Genomic DNA, 20,742 nt, shown 5'->3' on the forward strand with positions numbered 1-20,742 from the left:
AGATATTAATAAAACACATATATGAACTACAACTTCAAAACGAACCACAAGCAGATCCTTGCAGATACGACCACTGCAGTGAGCATCTACTTAAGGCTTCGCGACAGCTTCCCGAACAGCCTGCTGCTGGAAAGCTCGGAATACCACAGCAGGGATAACAACATCAGTTACATCTGCTGCCAACCCATTGCGGGCATTGTCCTGGACAAAGGCGAACTCAGCATCTCCTACCCTAATCAGGCCAAGGAGATTAAAAGTGCCGCTGGTCTTAATCTTCGCGAAGAAGTTTCCAACTTCCGAAAAGCATTCCATGCCGATGTTCTGCCGGAAGTCAATGTGATCACCACGGGGCTCTTTGGTTATTTTACCTTTGATGCGGTGGAATTCTTTGAAGATATAAAACTGACCACAAACCCATCTCCAGCCAAACAGATTCCTGTTCTTCAATACCATGTGTATAAATACGTTATCGCCATAGACCATTTCCGCAATCAACTGCATATATTTGAAAACTTACTTGAAAATGAAACAAGTGAATTGGACAAAATGCAGTACCTGATCCAGAACAAGAATTTCCCTGAATATAGTTTCCAAACCAAGGGAGAAGAAACATCCAATATGACCGATCAGGAATTCAAGGACCTGGTTCTGAAAATGAAAGAACATATCCAAAGGGGTGATGTTTTTCAGATCGTACCATCCCGAGGTTTTGCTACTCCATTTGCAGGTGATGAATTCAATGTGTACCGTGCTTTACGCTCCATCAACCCATCGCCCTACCTCTTCTATTTCGATTATGGTGATTTTAAATTATTCGGATCATCCCCAGAAGCACAATTGACCATCAAGGCCGATGTGGCCACCATATACCCCATCGCAGGTACCTTCAAGCGTACCGGGAACATGGAAAAGGACGAACAGATTGCCGAGGAACTCAAAAATGACCCTAAAGAAAGTGCCGAACATGTCATGTTAGTAGATTTGGCACGGAATGATTTGAGTCGTCATTGCCGTAATGTACAGGTAAAATCGTATAAGGAAGCCCAATACTATTCGCATGTGATCCATTTGGTCTCTAAGGTTAGCGGCAAACTGAACCCTTCCGCAAATCCATTCGATGTGGTCGGAGATACTTTTCCGGCAGGCACCCTGTCGGGAGCACCAAAACACATGGCATTGACTCTGATCGATCGGTATGAAGGAATGCAAAGGTCCTTTTATTCCGGGGCGATTGGATTCATGGGATTCAATGGAGATTTCAACCATGCCATCATGATCCGATCTTTTTTGAGCAAACAGAACGTGCTTCATTATCAGGCCGGGGCAGGAATCGTATTGGATTCCGATCCAGAAAAAGAATTACAGGAAGTAAATAACAAAATATCCGCTCTTCGCAGAGCATTAGAATTAGCAGTAAGCATATAATGAATAAGCCCATCTTAGTAATCGACAATTACGATTCATTTACCTATAATCTGGTCCATTTGCTACAGGAACTGAACCAGCAATACGAGGTGGTTCGCAACGATAAATTCGACCTGGAATATGTAGAACAGTTTGATAAGATCCTTTTATCACCGGGCCCAGGCATCCCTGAAGAAGCAGGACTGCTAATGGATGTGATCCGGACCTATGCGCCGACAAAAAGCATCCTTGGCATCTGTCTTGGCCAGCAAGCAATTGCGGAAGTATTTGGCGGAAGCCTTTTCAACATGCCTAAACCTTTACATGGGGTAGCTACAAATATTGAGGTGATCGACGAGGATGAAACCTTGTTCCAGGGTTTTCCAAAGGATTCCAAAATAGGGCGATACCATTCTTGGGCGGTATCTCCAGATGATCTGCCTGAAAGCCTAAAAATTACCGCTTTAGATCCGCAGGGCACCATCATGGCGCTTGCACATAGGGAATATGATGTGCGTGGGATGCAATTCCACCCAGAATCCATCCTGACTGATAATGGTAAAATCCTTATAGAAAATTGGTTGAAATAATATGTTGGCATCTTATATTGATATAGAAAAAATGACTATCCTAGATAAAATCGTTAAAAGAAAACGGGAAGAAGTAGCGCTGGTAAAGGAAAAGGTTTCCTTGGAGGAGCTAGAAAAATATCCATTGTTTGGAAGGTCTTGTTATAGCCTTCGTGAAAGTATCCTTGACCCGTTGAAGAACGGCATTATTGCTGAATACAAACGTGCATCACCTTCCAAAGGAATCATCAATGGTTCTGCTTCTGTGCAGGAGGTGGTAAAGGGATACCAGGAAGCGGGCGCTTCGGCAATTTCGGTATTGACCGACCAGGATTTTTTCCAAGGTTCCTTAACCGATCTTACCGAAGCACGAGAAGTGCTTCAGATTCCTTTGTTACGCAAGGAGTTTATAGTAGATAAATATCAGATAGCGGAAGCAAAAGCCTACGGAGCTGATATCATCCTGTTGATCGCAGCATGTCTGGGAACACTGGAAGTCCGGGAATTATCGAAGTATGCAAAATCCCTTGGATTGAATGTGTTATTGGAAGTACATAACGAAGAGGAATTGAACCGAAGCATTTTCCCGAGCATCGATGCCATCGGGGTGAACAACCGAAACCTGAAGGACTTTGAGGTTTCCTTAGATCATTCTTACAGTTTGGTGAATAAGATGCCGGCTGATTTCATCAAGGTTTCGGAAAGCGGAATCTCGGATCCTGCGACCATTCAGGAATTGAAAAAGGTTGGTTTTCAAGGCTTCCTGATCGGGGAGAACTTCATGAAGACGAAGGACCCTGCAGGGGCGATCAAAGAATTTGCAGGACAATTGTAGGTAGATTTACTTACCTTTGTAAAAATTTTTTAAAAGCATGTCGGTAAAAATTGGCGAAAATATAGATTTAGGGGAGTTTCCATTATTGCTAGCACCTATGGAAGATGTGAGTGATCCTCCTTTCCGTTTTGTGTGCAAGCAAAATGGGGTCGATATGATGTACACGGAATTCATCTCTTCGGAGGGGTTGATCCGTGACGCGGCTAAATCACGTCAGAAGCTGGATATTTTTGAATACGAGCGACCTATTGGTATACAGATCTTTGGATCTGATATCGAGCACATGCGCCAATCGGCGGAGATCTGTACGCAAGCAAATCCAGATCTGATTGATATCAACTATGGATGTCCGGTCAAGAATGTGGCATGTCGAGGAGCGGGAGCCAGTCTTTTGCAGGATATCGATAAGATGGTTGCCATGACCAAAGCGGTGGTGGAAGCTACCCATTTACCGGTGACCGTGAAAACGCGATTGGGCTGGGATGATAATACGAAAAATGTGTATGAGGTGGCTGAACGGCTGCAGGATATAGGCATCAAGGCATTGGCGATACATGGTAGAACACGTGCGCAGATGTATAAAGGTCAGGCAGATTGGTCGATGATAAGGGATGTGAAAAGAAATCCGAGGATCCATATTCCGATTTTCGGAAATGGAGATATCGATTCGGTGGAAAAAGCGGCTGCCTGGCGTCAGGAGTTTGAGGTAGATGGGATTATGATTGGTAGAGCGTCTATTGGATATCCTTGGATTTTTAGGGAAGTAAAACATTTTTTCAATACGGGAGAAAGGTTGGATGGACCTACTGTTTCAGAAAGGGTGGATGTGTGTTTGACACACTTGACCAAATCTATAGAATGGAAGGGCGATAAAACCGGAATATTTGAAATGAGAAGGCATTATGCTAATTATTTCAAGGGGATTCCAAATTTTAAGGAGTATAGGATGAAGTTGGTGGAGTTGAGGGATGTGAAGGATATTATGGAAGTCCTGGAGGAGATTAGGCATAATTTCGCGGAAGAGTTTTCAGGTTAGGTTTTTTGCGCTTAATCGTCATTGCGAGGAGTTTATTCTCGCCACGTCATTGCGAGGAGGTACGACGAAGCAATCTTTATTTAAATCGGAAGATTGCTTCGTACCTCGCTATGACGCGAACCTGATTGCTTCTTACCTCGCGATGACGGCGTGTCACAATGACGGCGTGTCGCAATGACGATGAAACTTACAATGACGTTTCTTACCTCCTCAAAACCCTTCTTATCGTATCTTTTTCCAAATAAGCCACTGCCCCAACAAAACCAATAAACACCAAATTCCCCAACCAAATATTCAGTTCATAAACAAGCCAAGCCAATCCTGCGCCAATAACTAAATAAACACAGATCTTCCCCACCTTATACGGAATCGCATAATTTCTTTGCCCCCAGAAATAAGACAAACTCACCATCAACAAATAAGTTATCGTAGTAGACACCGCAGCACCCACATACGAATATTTAGGTATCAACAACAAATTCATCCCTATGGTCGCAATAGCTCCTAAACCCGAAATATAAAGACCATATCTTGTCTGATCCGACAACTTATACCATACCGAAAGATTCATATAAATCCCCAACAAGACATAATTGAATAACAATAGCGGAACAATAAACAATCCAGACCAGAACTCCGCCTGTTTTTCCTCAGTTCCTCTAATAAATTCCTTCAACCATTCTAAATTTGCACTTAACCCCACCATCACCAACAACATCGCAATCACGAAATACTCCATGATCATCGCATAGGTCTTCCTCGCATTCTCATTTTTAGCATAGGAAAAGAAGAATGGCTCCGCCCCAAGCCTAAATGCTGTTACAAATAGATTCAAAAATAAGGCAAGTTTTGCCACAGCACCATAAATCCCTACATCTAAATCACCCTTTCCTTCTGGCAATAAATGTGGCATCATCATCTTATCCAAATTCTCATTGATGATGAAAGATATATTTGCAATCAAGATCGGGAAACTATAGGTCAGCATATTCCTTAAAAGTGCAGCATCCACATGCATTCTAAAACTCATCACTTGAGGAATCAGAAGAAGCAATGTAGCTGCAGAGGCAATCAAGTTTGCCACAAAAACATTCCCCAACCAGCCTTCCCTGTACCAGGTAAGAGACCAGCTCTTAAATGATTCAGAGTAATCCTGTAGCCAAGGAATACCATACAGAAAAAGAAAGATAAAACCGATGTAAACCAATATATTGATCAGTTTTACTAGGCCATAGCGAATTGGTCTACCGTCGGCCCGTAATTTTGCGAAAGGGATTACAGCAATAGCATCTACCGATACAATAAGTGCAATAAGCTTCACATAGGCAGTGAAATCACTGAGGTCTTTTCCATTTCCTGCCCATCTAGCCAAAGGTTCGGCAAATACAAAGGCTGTTATAAGGAAAATAATAGCCATAAAAAGGGTGACAAAGAAGCTGGTATCAAATACCTTTCTTTTGTCACCCTCTACTTTTTGTAAATATCTGAAAAAGGTGGTTTCCATCCCGAATGCCAAGATCGCATTCAACATGGAAGCGTAGGAAAACATCTGGGTAAATATCCCGTATACGGAAGCTCCAAAGCTTCGTGTAAGGAAGGGAGTGATGACAAAACCCAACATCCGGGATATAATGGTCGAAAGACCATATATCATCGTATCGCTGACAAATTTCTTTACAACTGACACCCTATTTTATTTTCTTGATGACCTCAAAATTCCGATATCCTTTCAAGGTATCCTCTTCGGTGTGCTGAACGGCAGTTACCTCCGCAAGCTCCGGACCCTCCTGGCAGAATTCCATGAAGGACTCTAATGCAAATGCATCACCTTCTGCTTCGATCAAAACCGAACCATCCGGCTGATTGATCACATATCCTTTTACCCCAAGTAGGTCTGCAACAGCCTTGGTACTGGCACGAAAATTCACTCCCTGTACCTTGCCATGAACCTGAATATTCCAGTGTTTCATGTTACAAAGGTAGAAGAAGAATTAGAAAATAAAACTACCTTAATCTTCTAACCTTAACTTTAGGTGTCAATTTGAAAGTGTCCATTCCTTCAAGCAACAATAGACCAGGTTGTTTTCCCTCTTCCAAACTTCCCATTTGATCAGCCAAATTCAATGCCTTTGCCCCATTAATGGTTGCCCATTTAATGGTTTCGTTAAAATCTAAATCAGGAAATTCTTTATGTATTACCTTTAATTCTTCCAAAATATCCAATGTATCGTTGGATGCCAAACTATCTGTTCCCAAAATGATATCATAATCTCCTAATAAGAAATTATCGATTTTCGGGATCCTGTTCTCGATATAAAGATTGGCTTTCGGACAGAAACAAAAATACACCTGTCTGCCCATACGGTCCACAAAATCCAAATCTTTGCTAGAAGTATAGGTATTATGGACCAAGATCAACTTGTTTTTTGTAGGAATATAAGGCAGGAAGGATTGCAGGGAATTTCTAGCTTGCGCTTTGAAATCCTCCACTTCGAAATTCATGCGTTTATAGAAGTCCAAAAACTCCCCCGTTTTATATCTGAAAAGCTTATTCTCTTCATCACTTTCCTGGTTATGTATAGAAATGATGTTATCTTCAGATACGGCTTTTTTAAAGGTTTTGAACAGGGATTTTGACCCTGAGTAGGGTGCATGAGGTGTAATGGAAGAATGTTTATAGTCGAAATGGAATTCGATCTCTTTCGCTTGGTCTATTCTTTCCTCCACATCCTCTTTTCGCATGGCCATGATCTCAACAAATGTATGGTAGGTAATAGGGCTTTCCTCTTTTACCTTCGCTGTAGCGGCAGTATTCACGTGGTCACCAACGGCCTGAATACCATTTTCATACATTTCCTTATCCGCCTCAACCATTGCTTGATGAATGGCATCTTCCGCATGTTGGCGTTCGCCCATTACTGTCGTTAAGAAGTTAGGTAAACCGGTACCTTTTGGCACCACATTCAACATATGAGAAAGTTCTAAATGGCAATGTGCATTGATAAATCCAGGGATTAGGGCTCCCTTATGATGCTCGACTTTGCTATCATCAATTTCGCCCGGATTAAATACACCTTTGATTATTCCCTCGTCGTCCATGGCTACGACACCTTTTTTTATTGCCTGACCAGCAATAGGAAATACAACATCAGCACTGTAATACTTCATACAATTTAATAGTTCTATGTTTTGTTAAGTTAGCGTAATCCTGCCTCATCAGCAGGTCAGCCAAATTACAAAAAATAATATATAGTTTAACTAATAAAAAAATATTTATGAATTTGTTACAAAGCTATCGTCATTTTGATTTTATCGAGATAAAGATTAGCTTTGCAGCATCAATTAGGGGTGCCTTGTTTTCATGACACGAATAAAGGCTGAGATTATACCCTGTGCAAATGATATTGCACTCACCTGATCTGGATAATGCCAGCGTAGGGAAAGGGAGGTTAAATTTAACCTGTTGTGACCCCTTGCAACGGGATGTTTAACTCAAATAACAAATTACGTATTATGCTTAACAAATTGATGGCTTTGGCTTTTACCTGCCTACTTGCTATTAACTGTCTTGCCCAAACAATGCTCTCGATTAAAGTGACCGACGAGCAGAACAAACCTTTGGCTTTCGCCACAGTTAGCCTTGATGAAAAATCCCAAAAAACCAACAAAGATGGGATTGCCGTATTTCAGGACCTCAGTAACAAAGCTTATGCTCTTAAAGTAAGCTACTTAGGTTTTGAACAGATCATTGGAAGTGTTAACCCACAGAACAGCAATTCCTTACACTTAACCATGAAGCCAACGGCCTATCAAACGGAGGAGATCTATATCTCCGCGACAAGAGCCAAGGATAACGCGGCTACTACCTTTAAAAACATTGGTAAGGAAGAAATTCGGAGGAAGAATCTGGGCCAGGATATCCCCTATTTATTGGATCAGACACCGGGTGTGGTCATCGGATCTGACGCAGGGGCTGGAATCGGATATACGAATATGACCATTCGGGGATCCGATAATGAACGTATCAATGTGACCCTCAATGGCATTCCATTGAACAACTCGGAAAGTATGGGTTCCTTTTTCGTGAATCTACCTGACTTTGCTTCCAGCACACAGAGTATACAGGTTCAGCGTGGTATAGGAACTTCCACCAATGGTGCTGGTGCATTTGGTGCCTCGTTGAATATTCAAACGGATGGATTAGAGACTACGCCATATGCGGAACTGAACAATAGCTTTGGTTCTTTCAATTCTTGGAAGAACACTTTGAAATTAGGTTCTGGTTTAATCAATGGCAAATACGCCTTCAATGCACGATTATCCCGCATCAGTTCAGATGGTTATGTGGAAAGAGCATCATCTAATCTAAAATCCTTTTATGTAGATGGAGGCATCTATACCGATCGGCATACCCTAAAAGCAACAGTTTTTTCCGGAAAAGAAAAGACCTACCAAGCCTGGTACGGATTGCCGGAGCCTTTGTTCACGGGAAATAAGGATAGAATGGACGATTATATCGCAGCCATGGAAATCTATGACCCGATTGAAATTGCTCGTATTAAGGCAGCAGATGAAAGATACAACATTTACACCTATGATAACCAGACGGACAACTATGTGCAGACGCATAGCCATCTGCAGTACAGCTTCCGCATGAATGATAAAACAAGTTTAAATGCAGGTTTGCATTATACACGAGGGGCTGGATATTATGAAGAATATCGAATAGACGACAAGTTTGAAAGTTATGGCCTTCCAGCTGTTAATATCAATGGAGAAATCAAGAAAAAATCGGATATTATCCGGCAGCGGTGGTTGGATAATCACTTCTATGGTTTTACCTATGCTTTGCAGCATAAATGGAACGAAAACATCAATCTGACATTAGGAGGTGCTTATAACCAATATATTGGCGGACATTTTGGAGAGGTTTTGTGGAGTAAATTCAATGCGGGCATTCAGCCATACCATCGCTATTATTATAATGAAGCACATAAGAACGACTTCAACATCTACGCAAAAGCGGATATCAAACAGGATGATTGGATCTTCAACATCGATCTTCAATATAGAAACATATTCTATAAGGCTGAAGGGGATGACAACAAGATCAAGAATCTAAATTTCAGGGACAATCTCAACTTCTTCAATCCGAAAGCAGGGATCACCTATCTACTGAACGAAAATGCAAATATCTATGCTTCCTATGCTTATGCCAGCAAAGAGCCAGTTCGTAAGGATTATGTGGAAAATCCGCTCAATATGTTCCCGAAGCCTGAAAAAATGCAAAATGTGGAAGCTGGCTATCGGCATCGCGCTAGTGATTTCAATTTGGGAGTGAATGTATATGCGATGCTGTACAAAGATCAATTGATTCCAACTGGTAGAATCAATGATGTTGGCGAGGCTATTCGTCAAAATGTGGATGAAAGTTATCGAATCGGCGTGGAATTGGATGCAGGATGGAACATCACAGAGCAGTTTAATTGGTCGGCTACTGCAGCATTAAGCCAGAATAAGATCAAAAACTTCACAGAAATCTTAAGTGTTTATGATAATAATACCAATTGGGGTTATGTGGGTGAGAAGGAGATTTTTTATAAAGGTACCAATATCGCTAAATCACCTTCGGCGGTGTTATCCAATAATTTCACATACAAGCCAACAGAAAGTCTTTCCTTCAGCCTTTTAAGCAAATACATCTCAAGAATCTACTTGGATAACAGTAGCGCATTGGAACGAAGTATCAAAGCATCCTTTGTCAACAACATCCAAGGAACTTATACATTCTCTGCATTTGGCATCAAGAGAATAGACCTGAATGCCACTGTATTCAATATCCTGAACGCCAAATACACTACTACAGGCTATACTTGGGGTCAATATTTCCAGGACACCAACAGCAGAGATTACTATAACTTCTACTACCCTCAAGCTGGTACGAATTTTATGATCGGACTTGGATTGAGTATTTAGCTCTTGTTTTGAGTATTTAGTATTTAGACCTATATTTACAAACCATGGAATTGGTAGACTAATAGCAGACCATAGGTCTAAATACTAAATACTTTATACTAAATACTAATATGAGGTGTGTAATTCAACGTGTAACGCAAGCGTACTGCACAGTAGATAATATTATAACAAGCCAAATTGATCTGGGTCTTTTGGTTTTGTTGGGTGTGGAAGAAGAGGATAGCCAAGAGGACATCCAATGGTTGGGACAGAAATTGGTTAATCTAAGAATATTTTCGGATGAGAATGGTTTGATGAATAAGTCTGTTCAGGATGTGCAGGGGAATATATTATTGATTTCTCAATTTACGCTATTTGCACAGACCAAAAAAGGGAATAGACCTTCGTTTATTCGTGCTGGGAAACCTGATATGGCAAAACCGATGTATGAGGAGATGGGAAAATTGTTGAGTCAGCTTTTAGGGAAAGAGGTGCAGATGGGCGTGTTTGGAGGGGATATGAAAATAGACCTTTGTAATGATGGTCCAGTAACTATTATCATGAATACGAAGGATAAGGACAATTTTTAAGGCCTGAGATCTCCAATTTGAATCGCAATCTTCTTTTCAACCAAATATCTAATTTTGATATACTAGTTTCTAATTTTGATATACAAATTTCTAATTGATTTTTATGACCATAGAAGAAGCTCAAAAAACAGTAGATCAATGGATCAAAACCAATGGCATCCGTTATTTCAATGAATTAACCAACACTGCTATTCTGATGGAAGAAGTTGGGGAAGTAGCTAGGATAATGGCCAGAAAATATGGAGAGCAATCCTTTAAGAAATCAGATGAGGAAGTCAATTTAGCCGATGAGATGGCAGATGTGATGTTTGTCTTGATCTGTTTGGCAAATCAGACCGGAATTAATTTGACAGAAGCTTTGGAAAAAAACCTCCAAAAGAAGACCCTTCGTGATAGCGAAAGGCATAAAAACAATGAAAAGCTAAAAGGAGGATAGCTCCATTGCATTTATTCCTCATGAAAAGGGGCTGTCTAAAAAGGTCTCTTAAAAAAGAACCCCGTCATTAAAATTTAATCTTAGGTTAGCTTCGAAGATAAACCATACTGAAAGTATACTAAAAGTATGTAAAATTTATGCTTTACATACTTCCTCTATACTTTAAACCCGCTTTAACTCTACTTAAACCACGATTTTAACCCTAATTCAAACATATTTTGAATACACAACATGGATACTGGGTACAGAAAATGGAATATATAGGTTTAGAAGATGCCTTTTTTTATAAAGATTAAGCTATTTGAAAGTGATTTCAGCTACCAATGGTAAGTGGTCAGAAGCATATGTTTCATTGATGGTGGTATAGCTCTTCCACTCAAATTCACGGTTCTTTAAGACCATGATATAATCAATTTCACTTTTAGGATTCACCACTGGAATAGTAGGTTTATTCGTGCTGGTATTGCGCACAAAATATTCTTCCAAGATCTTAATAGGTTTGGAATCGGGTCTCGCATTCAGATCTCCTACCAAAATCAATGGTTTACTGTACAGTTCGCCTAATTCATTGATGAATGTTGCTTGCGCAATTCTGTTTTCCTCTTTTAAATCCAAATGGGTATTGGCCAAAGAAATAGTCTTACCATCAGGAAGCTGTACATCTACAATCGCTAATGATCGGTTTTCACTTGCTACGGGCATTGGAAGATCGTACCTTCTTTTTCCAATAATCTTATGTTTAGATAAAATCAAAACTCCGTAATATCCTTTTTCCAAATTGATACCCTTAGAAAAAAAGTATTCCATTCCCGTCATTTCAGCCAACTTCTCCGCCTGATTGATCATCTCTGATCTGGAAACGTTGATATCCACTTCTTGAATCCCTACAACATCGGTTTTTGCTTCATTGATTACTTTAGCAATGGCTTCCATATCGATAACATTGGGTTTGGAAGGTGGATTCGCATGATGGATATTATAGGTTAGAATTCTAACTGTTTGGGCTTGCAATACCATCGAGAAACATAACGATAAAAAAAGAATGAAATAGCGCATAAAATAATTTTTTGAATGAAGTTAATTATATTCCCCTAATAATTCCAATTTATTATCTTTATCCTCATGAAAAAACCGAATTTACTCTATATCCTTTGTTTATTTTTATTTCTAGGATCATGTTCTGTCAATCAACAAACAGGTTCTGAAGTCAATGAATTCGCAAATGCGGCTGTGGTGACTGCTAACCCAATAGCTTCACAGGTAGGGGTGGATATTTTAAGAAAAGGAGGAAATGCTGTGGATGCGGCCATTGCAGTAAAGTTTGCCTTAGCAGTGGTCTACCCCAATGCAGGGAATTTAGGTGGAGGAGGTTTTATGGTCTATCGTGGAAAAGATGGGTCGGTTGCTTCCTTGGATTTCCGGGAAAAAGCACCAGCTTCGGCATCCCGAGACATGTACCTCGACAAAGAAGGCAATCCAATAACCGATTTGAGCTTATATGGGCAACTAGCTTCTGGTGTACCGGGTTCGGTAGCAGGAATGGATGAAGCGTTTAAAAAATATGGTTCATTGAAGTGGCAAGAATTGATTCAGCCAGCGATAGAACTTGCCGAAAAGGGCTTCAAGATCACGGAACAACAGGCAGGAGAATTCAATAGATATAAAGAACGATTTACCCGTTTGAATCCAAAAGGCGCTGCCATCATCAAAGAGCAAACTTGGAAAGCGGGCGATCTTTTTGTACAGCAAGATTTAGCGGAAACATTAAAACGAATTGCGGCACAAGCACGCGATGGGTTTTATAAGGGTAAAACAGCAGATCTGATCGTGGAGGAAATGAAGAGTGGGAATGGCATCATCACACATCAAGATTTAGCCGATTACCAAGCGATTTGGCGTAATCCAATTGTAGGGACTTATAAAAACTACAAGGTGATATCCATGCCGCCGCCATCTTCTGGTGGTGTGGCATTAATGGCCTTGCTGCAATCTGTGGAGAAATATCCTCTGTCAAAATGGGGTTTTCAACACGATAGTACGGTGCGCGCTATGGTGGAAGCGGAACGAAGAGTTTATGCGGATAGGGCAACTCATTTGGGAGATCCTGATTTTTATAAAGTACCGGTAGAATTCTTGAACGATGCAAAATTCAATCAAGATCGCATGGCGAAAGTAAGTCTTTCAAAAGCTACTCCTAGTGATTTGATCAAAGCGGCTAAATTTCCGGGATATGAATCCGAAGAAACCACGCATTATAGCATTGTGGACAAGGACGGAAATGCAGTTTCCTTAACCACCACCATTAATGGTTCCTATGGATCTTGCGTATGGGTGGCAGGTGCAGGTTTTCTGCTGAACAATGAAATGGATGATTTTTCTGTTAAACCTGGATCGCCAAATATGTATGGGTTATTGGGAGGAAAAGCGAACGCCATTGAGCCTGGAAAAAGGATGTTAAGCGCCATGACCCCAACTATTATTGAGGAAAATGGAAAATTGAAGATGGTTGTTGGTACGCCTGGGGGATCGACAATTATAACCTCTGTTTTTCAGACTATTTTAAATGTGCTGGAATTTGATATGACGGCGCAGGAATCTGTAAGTGCAGCAAGATTTCATCATCAATGGAGACCTGATGTTATTGATGTGGAAGCAAAAGCGATTGATTCATTAACAAGGGTTAGCTTGACAAAGGATGGGTATAAGCTAAATAAAAGGGGTGCTATCGGAAGGGTGGAGAACATTGTTATTTTACCGAATGGCAAGAAACAGACAGGTGCTGATCCACGTGGAGATGATAAAGCGGCAGGGTATTAGGTTTCTATAAGCGTCATTGCTAGGAGGCACGACGAAGCAATCTTTACACTAGTCGTAAGATTGCTTCGTTCCTCGCAATGACGTGACGCGCCGCAATGACGTGAAGCCTCGCAATGCCAGATTGAAATCACTCCAAATACTTTCCGCCAATCTGCTTATTAGTCTTAGCGCCAAGGTTTTTTAGCTGTTCAATCTTCCTAACCACATTTCCAGGTCCTTCAGCCAATTTCTTCATGGCATCTTCATGCTTATTGGAGGCCTTTTGAAGATATCCTTGGATCTGTTCCATATCATCCAAAAAACCCACAAACTTATCATATAACAATCCCGCCTCCTTCGCTATTTCCAGCACATTTTTATTCTGTCTTTCCTGTTTCCAAACACTGGCGATCGTTCTCAGCGTAGCCAATAACGTAGAAGGACTGACAATAACCACCCTCCTATCCCAAGCATCTGAAAAAAGCTCGGGTTTTTGATTCACAGCCATGCTCAACGACGATTCTATCGGCACAAACATCAGCACAAAGTCCGGAGAATGAATTCCATAAAGACTATGGTAATCCTTAGCCGACAATTCACGGATATGGATTTCCAAGGATGACACATGCTGTTTTAAAGCAATAATCCTATCCTCCTCCGTATCTGCATTTACCGCGCGCTCGTAGGCCACCATGGATAATTTAGCATCTACTACCAAATGTTTCTCATCCGGTAGGAAAATGATCGCATCAGGTTGTAACCTCTTCCCCCCTATTTCCTGCAAAGAGGCCTGCAATTTATACTCCTGATCCTTGATCAAACCTGAACGTTCCAGAACTCGTTCTAAAATGATCTCCCCCCAATTGCCCTGCTTTTTATTATCCCCCTTCAATGCCTTGGCCAAATTGTTGGCTTCCTCACGAATCTGCACACTTTGCTGCATCAATTGCTCCACAACCCCTTTCAGCACATGCCTCTCCGCAGATTCTTGTTGATAGCTCTTGGCAACCTGCTCCTCAAATGATTTTATCTTTTCCTTTAACGGATTCAGCAACAAATTCATCTGCTCTTGGTTATGTTGCGTGAATCGTTGGGTCTTTTCTTCCAATATGCTGTTTGCCAATAACTGAAATTCTTTATTGAATTGGGATTTTATAGCTTCCAGCTCCTCCTTTTGTTCCACAAATTTATCCTGTTGGGCCTGCAAATAAGCATTAGTGGCTTCCAACGTACGCTCAACACTTTGACGCGCATCCATTTCCTCCTTCCAAGAAATATTAACCCGTTCCCAATCCTGCTTCAACAACAGCTCCCGCTCGCCTGACTTGGCATGAGCAATCTGCATTTCCTGAAATTGTTTTTTCAGATCTTCATGCTGTTCAAAAGATATGGATTTTGAATTCCGGACAAAAAGCCAAATACAAATCACCACCAATATGATCAGGACAATTGGATAAAGAATTTCCATGAAAGAATAAATTAAACTTATGATTTATTATTGCAGCTTCTGATGGGTTTTCCACCAAAGATCAGGCATTTCCCCTGAAACCGCCATCTGGTAATCCTCATACCTACAAGGCACCAGGTAAAACCGTTCATTAACTGATTTTGAACCAAAATAAGGCACCTGCATCCACCAACGATCCGACTTCTTGCTCTTCACAAACACCAATTCATAGTCATCAGCCTCCAAGGTCGTGCGATAGATGATATAGTTTGATTTTGGATACATTGGCGCATCTTTCTTGCGGCTATAATACCCATCTACGAAACACCAGATCATCTGTGCAATCAGCATGGCTGTCTGCCCCATAGGATCGAAGGTTGGATTATACTCATAGATCCCGAAAGAAGTACATTTATCAGACATCCCAGCATACCTCGCCAATTGGCAAGCCTCATCCCCATACAGTCCATTAGGACCAGCATTGGCATTCCCCCCAGCTTCGGAAGCACGGATAGCTCCGATATCAAAACTGATCATATCCGCTGCTCGGATAATGGGCTCTGCCTGATCCAATTTCCCTGAAAATGAACCCAAACGGATCGCATTGAAAAACAATTTATCATACATATTGATGGACTCCTTGCTCACCAAATAAGTCTGATAGGCTATATTGCTCAGATTGAACAGGTAATCCGGCTGATGCAGAATAATATGGTTCAAATAGGTATTGGAATTCAATGGCATATTGTCCGGATTATCCTGATCCAGATCGAATTTGGAATCTATGATCCCCACATCAACACGTTGCTCTAAATTTTCATATGCCGTATACTGCGCATAGGTCAAGTCTTGCCCTCCACCGATAAGGATAGGTAGGATATCCATTTTCATCAGTTCTTCCAACAACAACCTCACAGCCACATAGGTATCCTTGATGGTCGAGCCTGCCTTCACATTCCCAAGATCAGCAATCTTAATCTTATAATCACCTTGATAGAGCTCGTAGAAATGCTTTCTCACCGCATCAGCAGCCTTTTGGGTTCCATTGTTGTTTACCGAACCTCTGCCCTCTTCCACACCGATCAGAGCGATGTGTGGGCGGCTTTCCTCTTCTTCTAAATCAGGAAAACTGTCGAGATATTTTGTGATGGTATGTCCAAATTGTGAATTATAATATTGGCTTGGATCGCCAATGCTTTCTGGCTTAATGGGTGATAAAAAATCTGCTAATGACATATTGATCTTATAAATACTGATTTTTTCTAGGGAATATCCTATTGTATTTAGCAAATATGCATTTATTAGCTTACTTTTGGTTAACATAATTTTTCAACAATAAGTTAGGAAGTGATTTTAGTAACTGGAGGCACAGGATTTTTAGGTTCAACTTTATTGCAAAGGCTCATTGATGATGGGCAAAGCATTATTGCTACCAAACGTGAATCCTCCAACATTCCTGAACAGCTTAAATCTTCCTCCTTGATCCAATGGGTGGATGCCGATATCACGGATTATTATGCATTAGAAGAATTGGTTTCCCAAGTAAACCAAGTTTATCATTGTGCTGCAGTGATCTCCTACCACAAATCGGATGCCTCTAAAATGTTCCAAACGAACATTGAAGGCACCAAACACATCGTCAACCTTTGTCTGCATCACGAAATCCGATTGGTTCATGTCAGTTCGATTGCTGCATTAGGGACCAATAAACAGGGGCACCCAGTAAAAGAGAACGACAAATGGGAGTTTTCCCCTAACCTGTCCAAATATTCGCTTGCTAAATATGAAAGTGAAATGGAAGTTTGGCGAGGAATTGCGGAGGGCTTAGATGCCGTCATTGTCAATCCTTCGGTGATCATGGGTGTTGGGACTGATAAAAATGCGTCCAAAAGTATTTTTGAGCTTGTAAAGAAAGGGAATAAGATCTATCCTTTGGGATCTATTGGTGTAGTGGATGTACAAGACGTTGCGAAAATTATGATGAAGTTAATGAATAGCGAAATTTCTGGTCAACGCTTCATACTCAACGCGGAGAACATCAGTAATCGGGAATTGTTAGAGAAAATCAGCAGCAGGATGAATAAACCTGCTCCGACCATCAAAGCTACCCCGACATTACTTTCCGTTGCATGGCGTGTTTCAAAAGCGCTGGCATTGCTACAGGGCAAAAAGCCGGTATTGACACGAGAAACGGCGCGTGCGGCCACCAAGAAATTAGCGTATGATAATACAAAGATCATTAACACCTTGGGCGTCAACTTCAAATCCGTCGATCAGATCGTGGATGAAGTTTGCCAGGCATATTATGCTTAAAACAATCTAAACAACCCATATACAGTGAAAAATTATTACATCATCGACTTCGACTCCACATTTACACAGGTCGAAGCTTTGGACGAATTAGCACGAATCTCACTCGAGGACCATCCCGACCAGGAGAAAATCTATCAAGAAATTGAACGCTTTACCAATTTGGCCATGGATGGTAAGATCTCTTTTAGGGAGAGTCTTGCAGGTCGGGTAAAATTACTCCAAGCAAATCGTAGCCATTTGGACAAACTCATCACTCATTTAAAAAAGAAAGTATCCAAATCGTTCAGCCGTAACAAAGAGTTCTTCAAGGAAAATGCTGATACCGCATGGATCGTTTCGGGCGGCTTTAAAGAGTTCATAACACCTGTGGTGAGCCAATACCATATCCGCAAGGAAAACATCTATGCAAACACCTTTAAATTCGATGAGGATGGCAACATCATTGGTTATGATGAGAACAATCCATTATCAGATGAAGGTGGAAAGGTAAAACTACTGCAACAGTTGAACATAGATGGCCGCATTTTTGGCATTGGTGATGGCTATTCTGATTTTCAATTAAAAGAATCGGGATTGATCGAGAAATTTTTCGCTTTCACGGAAAACATTGCGCGTCAATCGGTGACAGATAGGGCGGATCATATCACCCCAAGTTTCGATGAATTCCTCTATGTTAATGATCTACCAAGGGCAATTTCCTATCCTAAAAACCGCATCCTATGCCTTATCGTGGGTGATGTTCCTGAAATTGCTGCCCATATCCTAAAAAGGGATGGATTTTCTATCCGCATAAAGGATACCTTAGAAGAAAAATACGTGAAGGATGTTGGGATGCTTTTACTGGGCAAGGATATGAAAATAGCCGACGATGTACTGTCCAGGGCAGATAAGCTAAAAACAATTGGCTTTTTAGGTGATGTAAAAGGGCATATTTCCAAAGCGATCTGCAACGAAAAAGGTATCGTGGTATTTGATGATAAAAAGAATAAGAAACGTAATGCGGAATTCATTCCGCGCCGAATGGCTGATTTCATCAATAATGGCGATACAGACCAGAGTCGTAATTTTCCGAATTTGATCCTTCCCAACCTAACCAGGGCACATCGCTTGTTGCACATCCATAAAAATGTACCTGGCATCATGGCACAGATTAATAATGTGTATGCGGAAAACAACATCAATATCTTTTCTCAATTTCTGATGACAAGAGGGGAAATAGGCTATGCGGTTACCGATATCGATGCTGAATATGATAAAAAGATGCTGAAACAATTAAAGCAGATTGATAACACCATCAAATTCAGGATTCTATATAAATAAAAGGAATAGCTAGTAAGAAAGGTTCTGTCTAAAAAGCTTATGAAAATCGAGCTTCTGAAAAGGTTAAGGAGTAAATAACGAAAATAGATTCTCTATGCTTTTTAGACATCACTTTCTTTAAATACTTTACAGGCCGCTCCCTATTATAACGGTTACTTTAGGTAATAAGTATCCAAAGGGGTAAAAACTACATCCATGGGAACATCCCATTCGTTCACATCACTTACCTTTTCGACAGGTTCAAAATAGGAAATCCCAAGCTTTTTAACCTCTGGCTTACAGGAGGCAAAGAACCGATCATAGAAACCTTTTCCATAACCCACACGATTTCCGTTTTTATCTACGACCAATAATGGCGTAAGGACCGCATCCATTTTAAAAGGCGCGATTTCTTCGGATATTACGGGCTCAGGGATACCATAAGCATTCAATTCCAACGGCGTATCTCGATAGAAGGTAAAATGCCTTAGCTCATTGCTCACAAAATCGGATTTAGAAACCACTATGGTTATTTCAGGATGGTTAGCCCAGATCCATTCGATAAAAGGCAGGGTATGGTATTCCTTGAACTTCTCAATGGAAAGATAGCAATGTAAATAGTTGATTCCGGACCAATCATACTGGGTAAGCTGTTCAAAAAGCTGAGCATCCAAGGAAAAAACTTCTTCTAAACTCAGTTCATTCCTTTTCTTTTTATATGTCTTCCGAAGATCTGCTTTATTCATGGTCCTAAATGAAAACGGCCTTGAAGCTTTGGGGGCTAACAAGACCGAATAATCAACCTAAACCTAAGTCTTTATTTTACACGTTCGATGTAATCACCAGAACGCGTATCTACACGTACCTTGTCACCTTGATTGATGAACAATGGAACTTTAATTTCAACACCGGTCTCTACTGTTGCATTCTTCAATGCATTCGTAGATGTATCGCCTTTAACAGCTGGCTCTGTGTAAGTAATCTCTAACTCCACACTTGCTGGAATCTGGCCCATGATCGGCTCTTCGCTCTCGAAAGCTACAATCACATTCATACCCTCTTTCAAGAAACGAGCGGAATCACCAAACAACTGTTTTGGAATATTGAATTGTTCGTAGGTTGTGTTGTCCATAACCACGAAAAATTCGCCATCATCATATAAATAGTTGTAATCGTTCGTTTCTACACGAGCAATTTCAACCTCTTCGTCTGTTCTAAATCTATATTCTACTAATTTCCCAGTCTTCACATTACGCATTCTAGCTTGGTAGAAGGCACGTAAGTTACCTGGAGTACGGTGAATATATTCTTCTACGGCAACTAACTCACCATTGAAGCGAAGAATATTTCCACTTTTTACCTCTGAAGCTTTTGACATATTTTATTTCTTATTCCCTGCAAAAATAATAAAAACAATGATTATAAGACTATTTGTAATTCAGAATTTCCACAAATTCAGTACAAAAACCATATTCATGTTCTTGGTTTGACCCAATTATTACAATCCTATCGGATTTGGTGTCTTCCACCAGATCCAAATACCATTGTTCACCCGATTTATCCAGATTACTGGTGGGTTCATCCAGAAAAAGTATTTTACTGTCCGAACAACAGGCCAAAACAAGTTTAACCCGTTGCTTCATTCCTGATGAAAAGTGTCGGATTTCCTTTTGGAAGACCGTATCCGCAAATTGCAGTTTGGATTTGATCAATTCTTTGGAATAACCCGCTCGGAAAGCTTTGAATTTAAAATGAAAATCGATCAATTCGTTCAAGCTAAACTCCTCTATCAATTCTACATAGGGTGCAGCTACACTGATATGTTGATAGGCCTGTTCTATTTCAACAGCCTTATTGTTCCACTCGTATTGAATCGTACCTTCACTTGGCGTCAAGGAGCCTGTAAGAACTTTCAATAAAGTAGATTTCCCAGATCCATTAGGACCTAGGATGGCATAGCTGTTCCCAAAAGAAAAGGTATAATCGAGATGGCGAAATATCCATTCTCTATTATACCTTCTTCCAATATCTTGTAAAATTATCTTCAAATATCCAATGTATT

At 40.7% G+C, this 20,742-nt stretch carries 19 protein-coding genes; 10 read left to right on the plus strand and 9 right to left on the minus strand.

Going from position 1 to position 20,742, the window contains the following annotated elements; translation table 11 throughout:
- Nucleotides 1–21: 21 nt before the first annotated feature.
- The 4 genes from VJ786_RS03890 to dusB are packed head-to-tail and all read left to right on the plus strand — an operon-like array spanning nt 22 to nt 3,844.
- A complete protein-coding gene (locus VJ786_RS03890) occupies nt 22–1,425 on the plus strand; it encodes an anthranilate synthase component I family protein (RefSeq protein WP_336557301.1) in 1,404 nt (467 codons plus the stop codon).
- Nucleotides 1,425–1,994, plus strand: a complete 570-nt coding sequence (locus tag VJ786_RS03895; RefSeq protein WP_336557302.1) for an anthranilate synthase component II — start codon at nt 1,425–1,427, stop codon at nt 1,992–1,994. Before VJ786_RS03890 ends, VJ786_RS03895 begins: the two co-directional genes overlap by 1 nt.
- 31 nt (nt 1,995–2,025) lie before the next feature.
- Entirely contained in the window at nt 2,026–2,808 is a 783-nt protein-coding gene (trpC, locus tag VJ786_RS03900; RefSeq protein WP_336557303.1) for an indole-3-glycerol phosphate synthase TrpC, read from the plus strand.
- Nucleotides 2,809–2,845: 37 nt separating this feature from the next.
- Complete coding sequence (gene dusB, locus VJ786_RS03905; protein ID WP_336557304.1) at nt 2,846–3,844, plus strand: tRNA dihydrouridine synthase DusB; 999 nt, start codon at nt 2,846–2,848, stop codon at nt 3,842–3,844.
- Between the two features lie 202 nt (nt 3,845–4,046).
- On the opposite strand, the gene VJ786_RS03910 is transcribed toward dusB, so the two are convergent.
- The 3 genes from VJ786_RS03910 to VJ786_RS03920 are packed head-to-tail and all read right to left on the minus strand — an operon-like array spanning nt 4,047 to nt 7,012.
- Complete coding sequence (locus VJ786_RS03910) at nt 4,047–5,531, minus strand: lipopolysaccharide biosynthesis protein (RefSeq protein WP_336557305.1); 1,485 nt, start codon at nt 5,529–5,531, stop codon at nt 4,047–4,049.
- Nucleotide 5,532: 1 nt separating this feature from the next.
- Complete coding sequence (locus VJ786_RS03915) at nt 5,533–5,814, minus strand: acylphosphatase (protein ID WP_336557306.1); 282 nt, start codon at nt 5,812–5,814, stop codon at nt 5,533–5,535.
- Between the two features lie 34 nt (nt 5,815–5,848).
- Entirely contained in the window at nt 5,849–7,012 is a 1,164-nt protein-coding gene (locus VJ786_RS03920; RefSeq protein WP_336557307.1) for an amidohydrolase family protein, read from the minus strand.
- Between the two features lie 345 nt (nt 7,013–7,357).
- Between VJ786_RS03920 and VJ786_RS03925 the strand changes: the two genes are divergently transcribed.
- The 3 genes from VJ786_RS03925 to VJ786_RS03935 all read left to right on the plus strand — a co-directional run bounded on the left by VJ786_RS03925 (nt 7,358) and on the right by VJ786_RS03935 (nt 10,825).
- Nucleotides 7,358–9,820: a TonB-dependent receptor gene (locus VJ786_RS03925; RefSeq protein WP_336557308.1), complete on the plus strand. Its 2,463-nt coding sequence runs from the start codon at nt 7,358–7,360 to the stop codon at nt 9,818–9,820.
- Nucleotides 9,821–9,930: 110 nt separating this feature from the next.
- Entirely contained in the window at nt 9,931–10,389 is a 459-nt protein-coding gene (gene dtd / locus VJ786_RS03930) for a D-aminoacyl-tRNA deacylase (RefSeq protein WP_336557309.1), read from the plus strand.
- Between the two features lie 103 nt (nt 10,390–10,492).
- A complete protein-coding gene (locus VJ786_RS03935) occupies nt 10,493–10,825 on the plus strand; it encodes a nucleotide pyrophosphohydrolase (protein ID WP_336557310.1) in 333 nt (110 codons plus the stop codon).
- A 297-nt stretch (nt 10,826–11,122) separates the two neighbouring features.
- Here the strand turns inward: VJ786_RS03935 and VJ786_RS03940 are convergent, their stop codons facing one another.
- Nucleotides 11,123–11,881: an endonuclease/exonuclease/phosphatase family protein gene (locus tag VJ786_RS03940; protein ID WP_336557311.1), complete on the minus strand. Its 759-nt coding sequence runs from the start codon at nt 11,879–11,881 to the stop codon at nt 11,123–11,125.
- Between the two features lie 66 nt (nt 11,882–11,947).
- Here VJ786_RS03940 and ggt point away from each other — a divergent pair, with 66 nt between their 5' ends.
- The gene (gene ggt / locus VJ786_RS03945; protein WP_336557312.1) at nt 11,948–13,642 is read left to right on the plus strand and encodes a gamma-glutamyltransferase; all 1,695 of its coding nucleotides are present in this window, start codon (nt 11,948–11,950) and stop codon (nt 13,640–13,642) included.
- A 127-nt stretch (nt 13,643–13,769) separates the two neighbouring features.
- On the opposite strand, the gene VJ786_RS03950 is transcribed toward ggt, so the two are convergent.
- Together VJ786_RS03950 and VJ786_RS03955 are read right to left on the minus strand one after the other, a co-directional pair.
- Nucleotides 13,770–15,089 (minus strand): DNA recombination protein RmuC, encoded by a 1,320-nt coding sequence (locus VJ786_RS03950; RefSeq protein ID WP_336557313.1) that lies wholly within the window; start codon nt 15,087–15,089, stop codon nt 13,770–13,772.
- Nucleotides 15,090–15,116: 27 nt separating this feature from the next.
- Complete coding sequence (locus tag VJ786_RS03955; protein WP_099366528.1) at nt 15,117–16,304, minus strand: formimidoylglutamase; 1,188 nt, start codon at nt 16,302–16,304, stop codon at nt 15,117–15,119.
- A gap of 111 nt (nt 16,305–16,415) precedes the next feature.
- Between VJ786_RS03955 and VJ786_RS03960 the strand changes: the two genes are divergently transcribed.
- Nucleotides 16,416–17,381 (plus strand): SDR family NAD(P)-dependent oxidoreductase, encoded by a 966-nt coding sequence (locus VJ786_RS03960; protein ID WP_336557314.1) that lies wholly within the window; start codon nt 16,416–16,418, stop codon nt 17,379–17,381.
- 24 nt (nt 17,382–17,405) lie between these two features.
- Entirely contained in the window at nt 17,406–18,701 is a 1,296-nt protein-coding gene (locus tag VJ786_RS03965; protein WP_336557315.1) for an HAD-IB family phosphatase, read from the plus strand.
- Nucleotides 18,702–18,853: 152 nt separating this feature from the next.
- Here VJ786_RS03965 and VJ786_RS03970 read toward each other — a convergent pair whose 3' ends face one another.
- The 3 genes from VJ786_RS03970 to VJ786_RS03980 form a co-directional block, all read right to left on the minus strand.
- On the minus strand, nt 18,854–19,426 hold the full coding sequence (locus VJ786_RS03970; RefSeq protein ID WP_336557316.1) for a 5-formyltetrahydrofolate cyclo-ligase: 573 nt from the start codon (nt 19,424–19,426) through the stop codon (nt 18,854–18,856).
- 71 nt (nt 19,427–19,497) lie between these two features.
- Nucleotides 19,498–20,058 (minus strand): elongation factor P, encoded by a 561-nt coding sequence (gene efp, locus VJ786_RS03975; RefSeq protein ID WP_336557317.1) that lies wholly within the window; start codon nt 20,056–20,058, stop codon nt 19,498–19,500.
- A 49-nt stretch (nt 20,059–20,107) separates the two neighbouring features.
- Nucleotides 20,108–20,728 (minus strand): ABC transporter ATP-binding protein, encoded by a 621-nt coding sequence (locus VJ786_RS03980; RefSeq protein ID WP_336557318.1) that lies wholly within the window; start codon nt 20,726–20,728, stop codon nt 20,108–20,110.
- Nucleotides 20,729–20,742: the final 14 nt, after the last annotated feature.

Origin of the sequence: Sphingobacterium tenebrionis, from assembly GCF_037126265.1 — a bacterium.
GTDB lineage: Bacteria > Bacteroidota > Bacteroidia > Sphingobacteriales > Sphingobacteriaceae > Sphingobacterium > Sphingobacterium tenebrionis.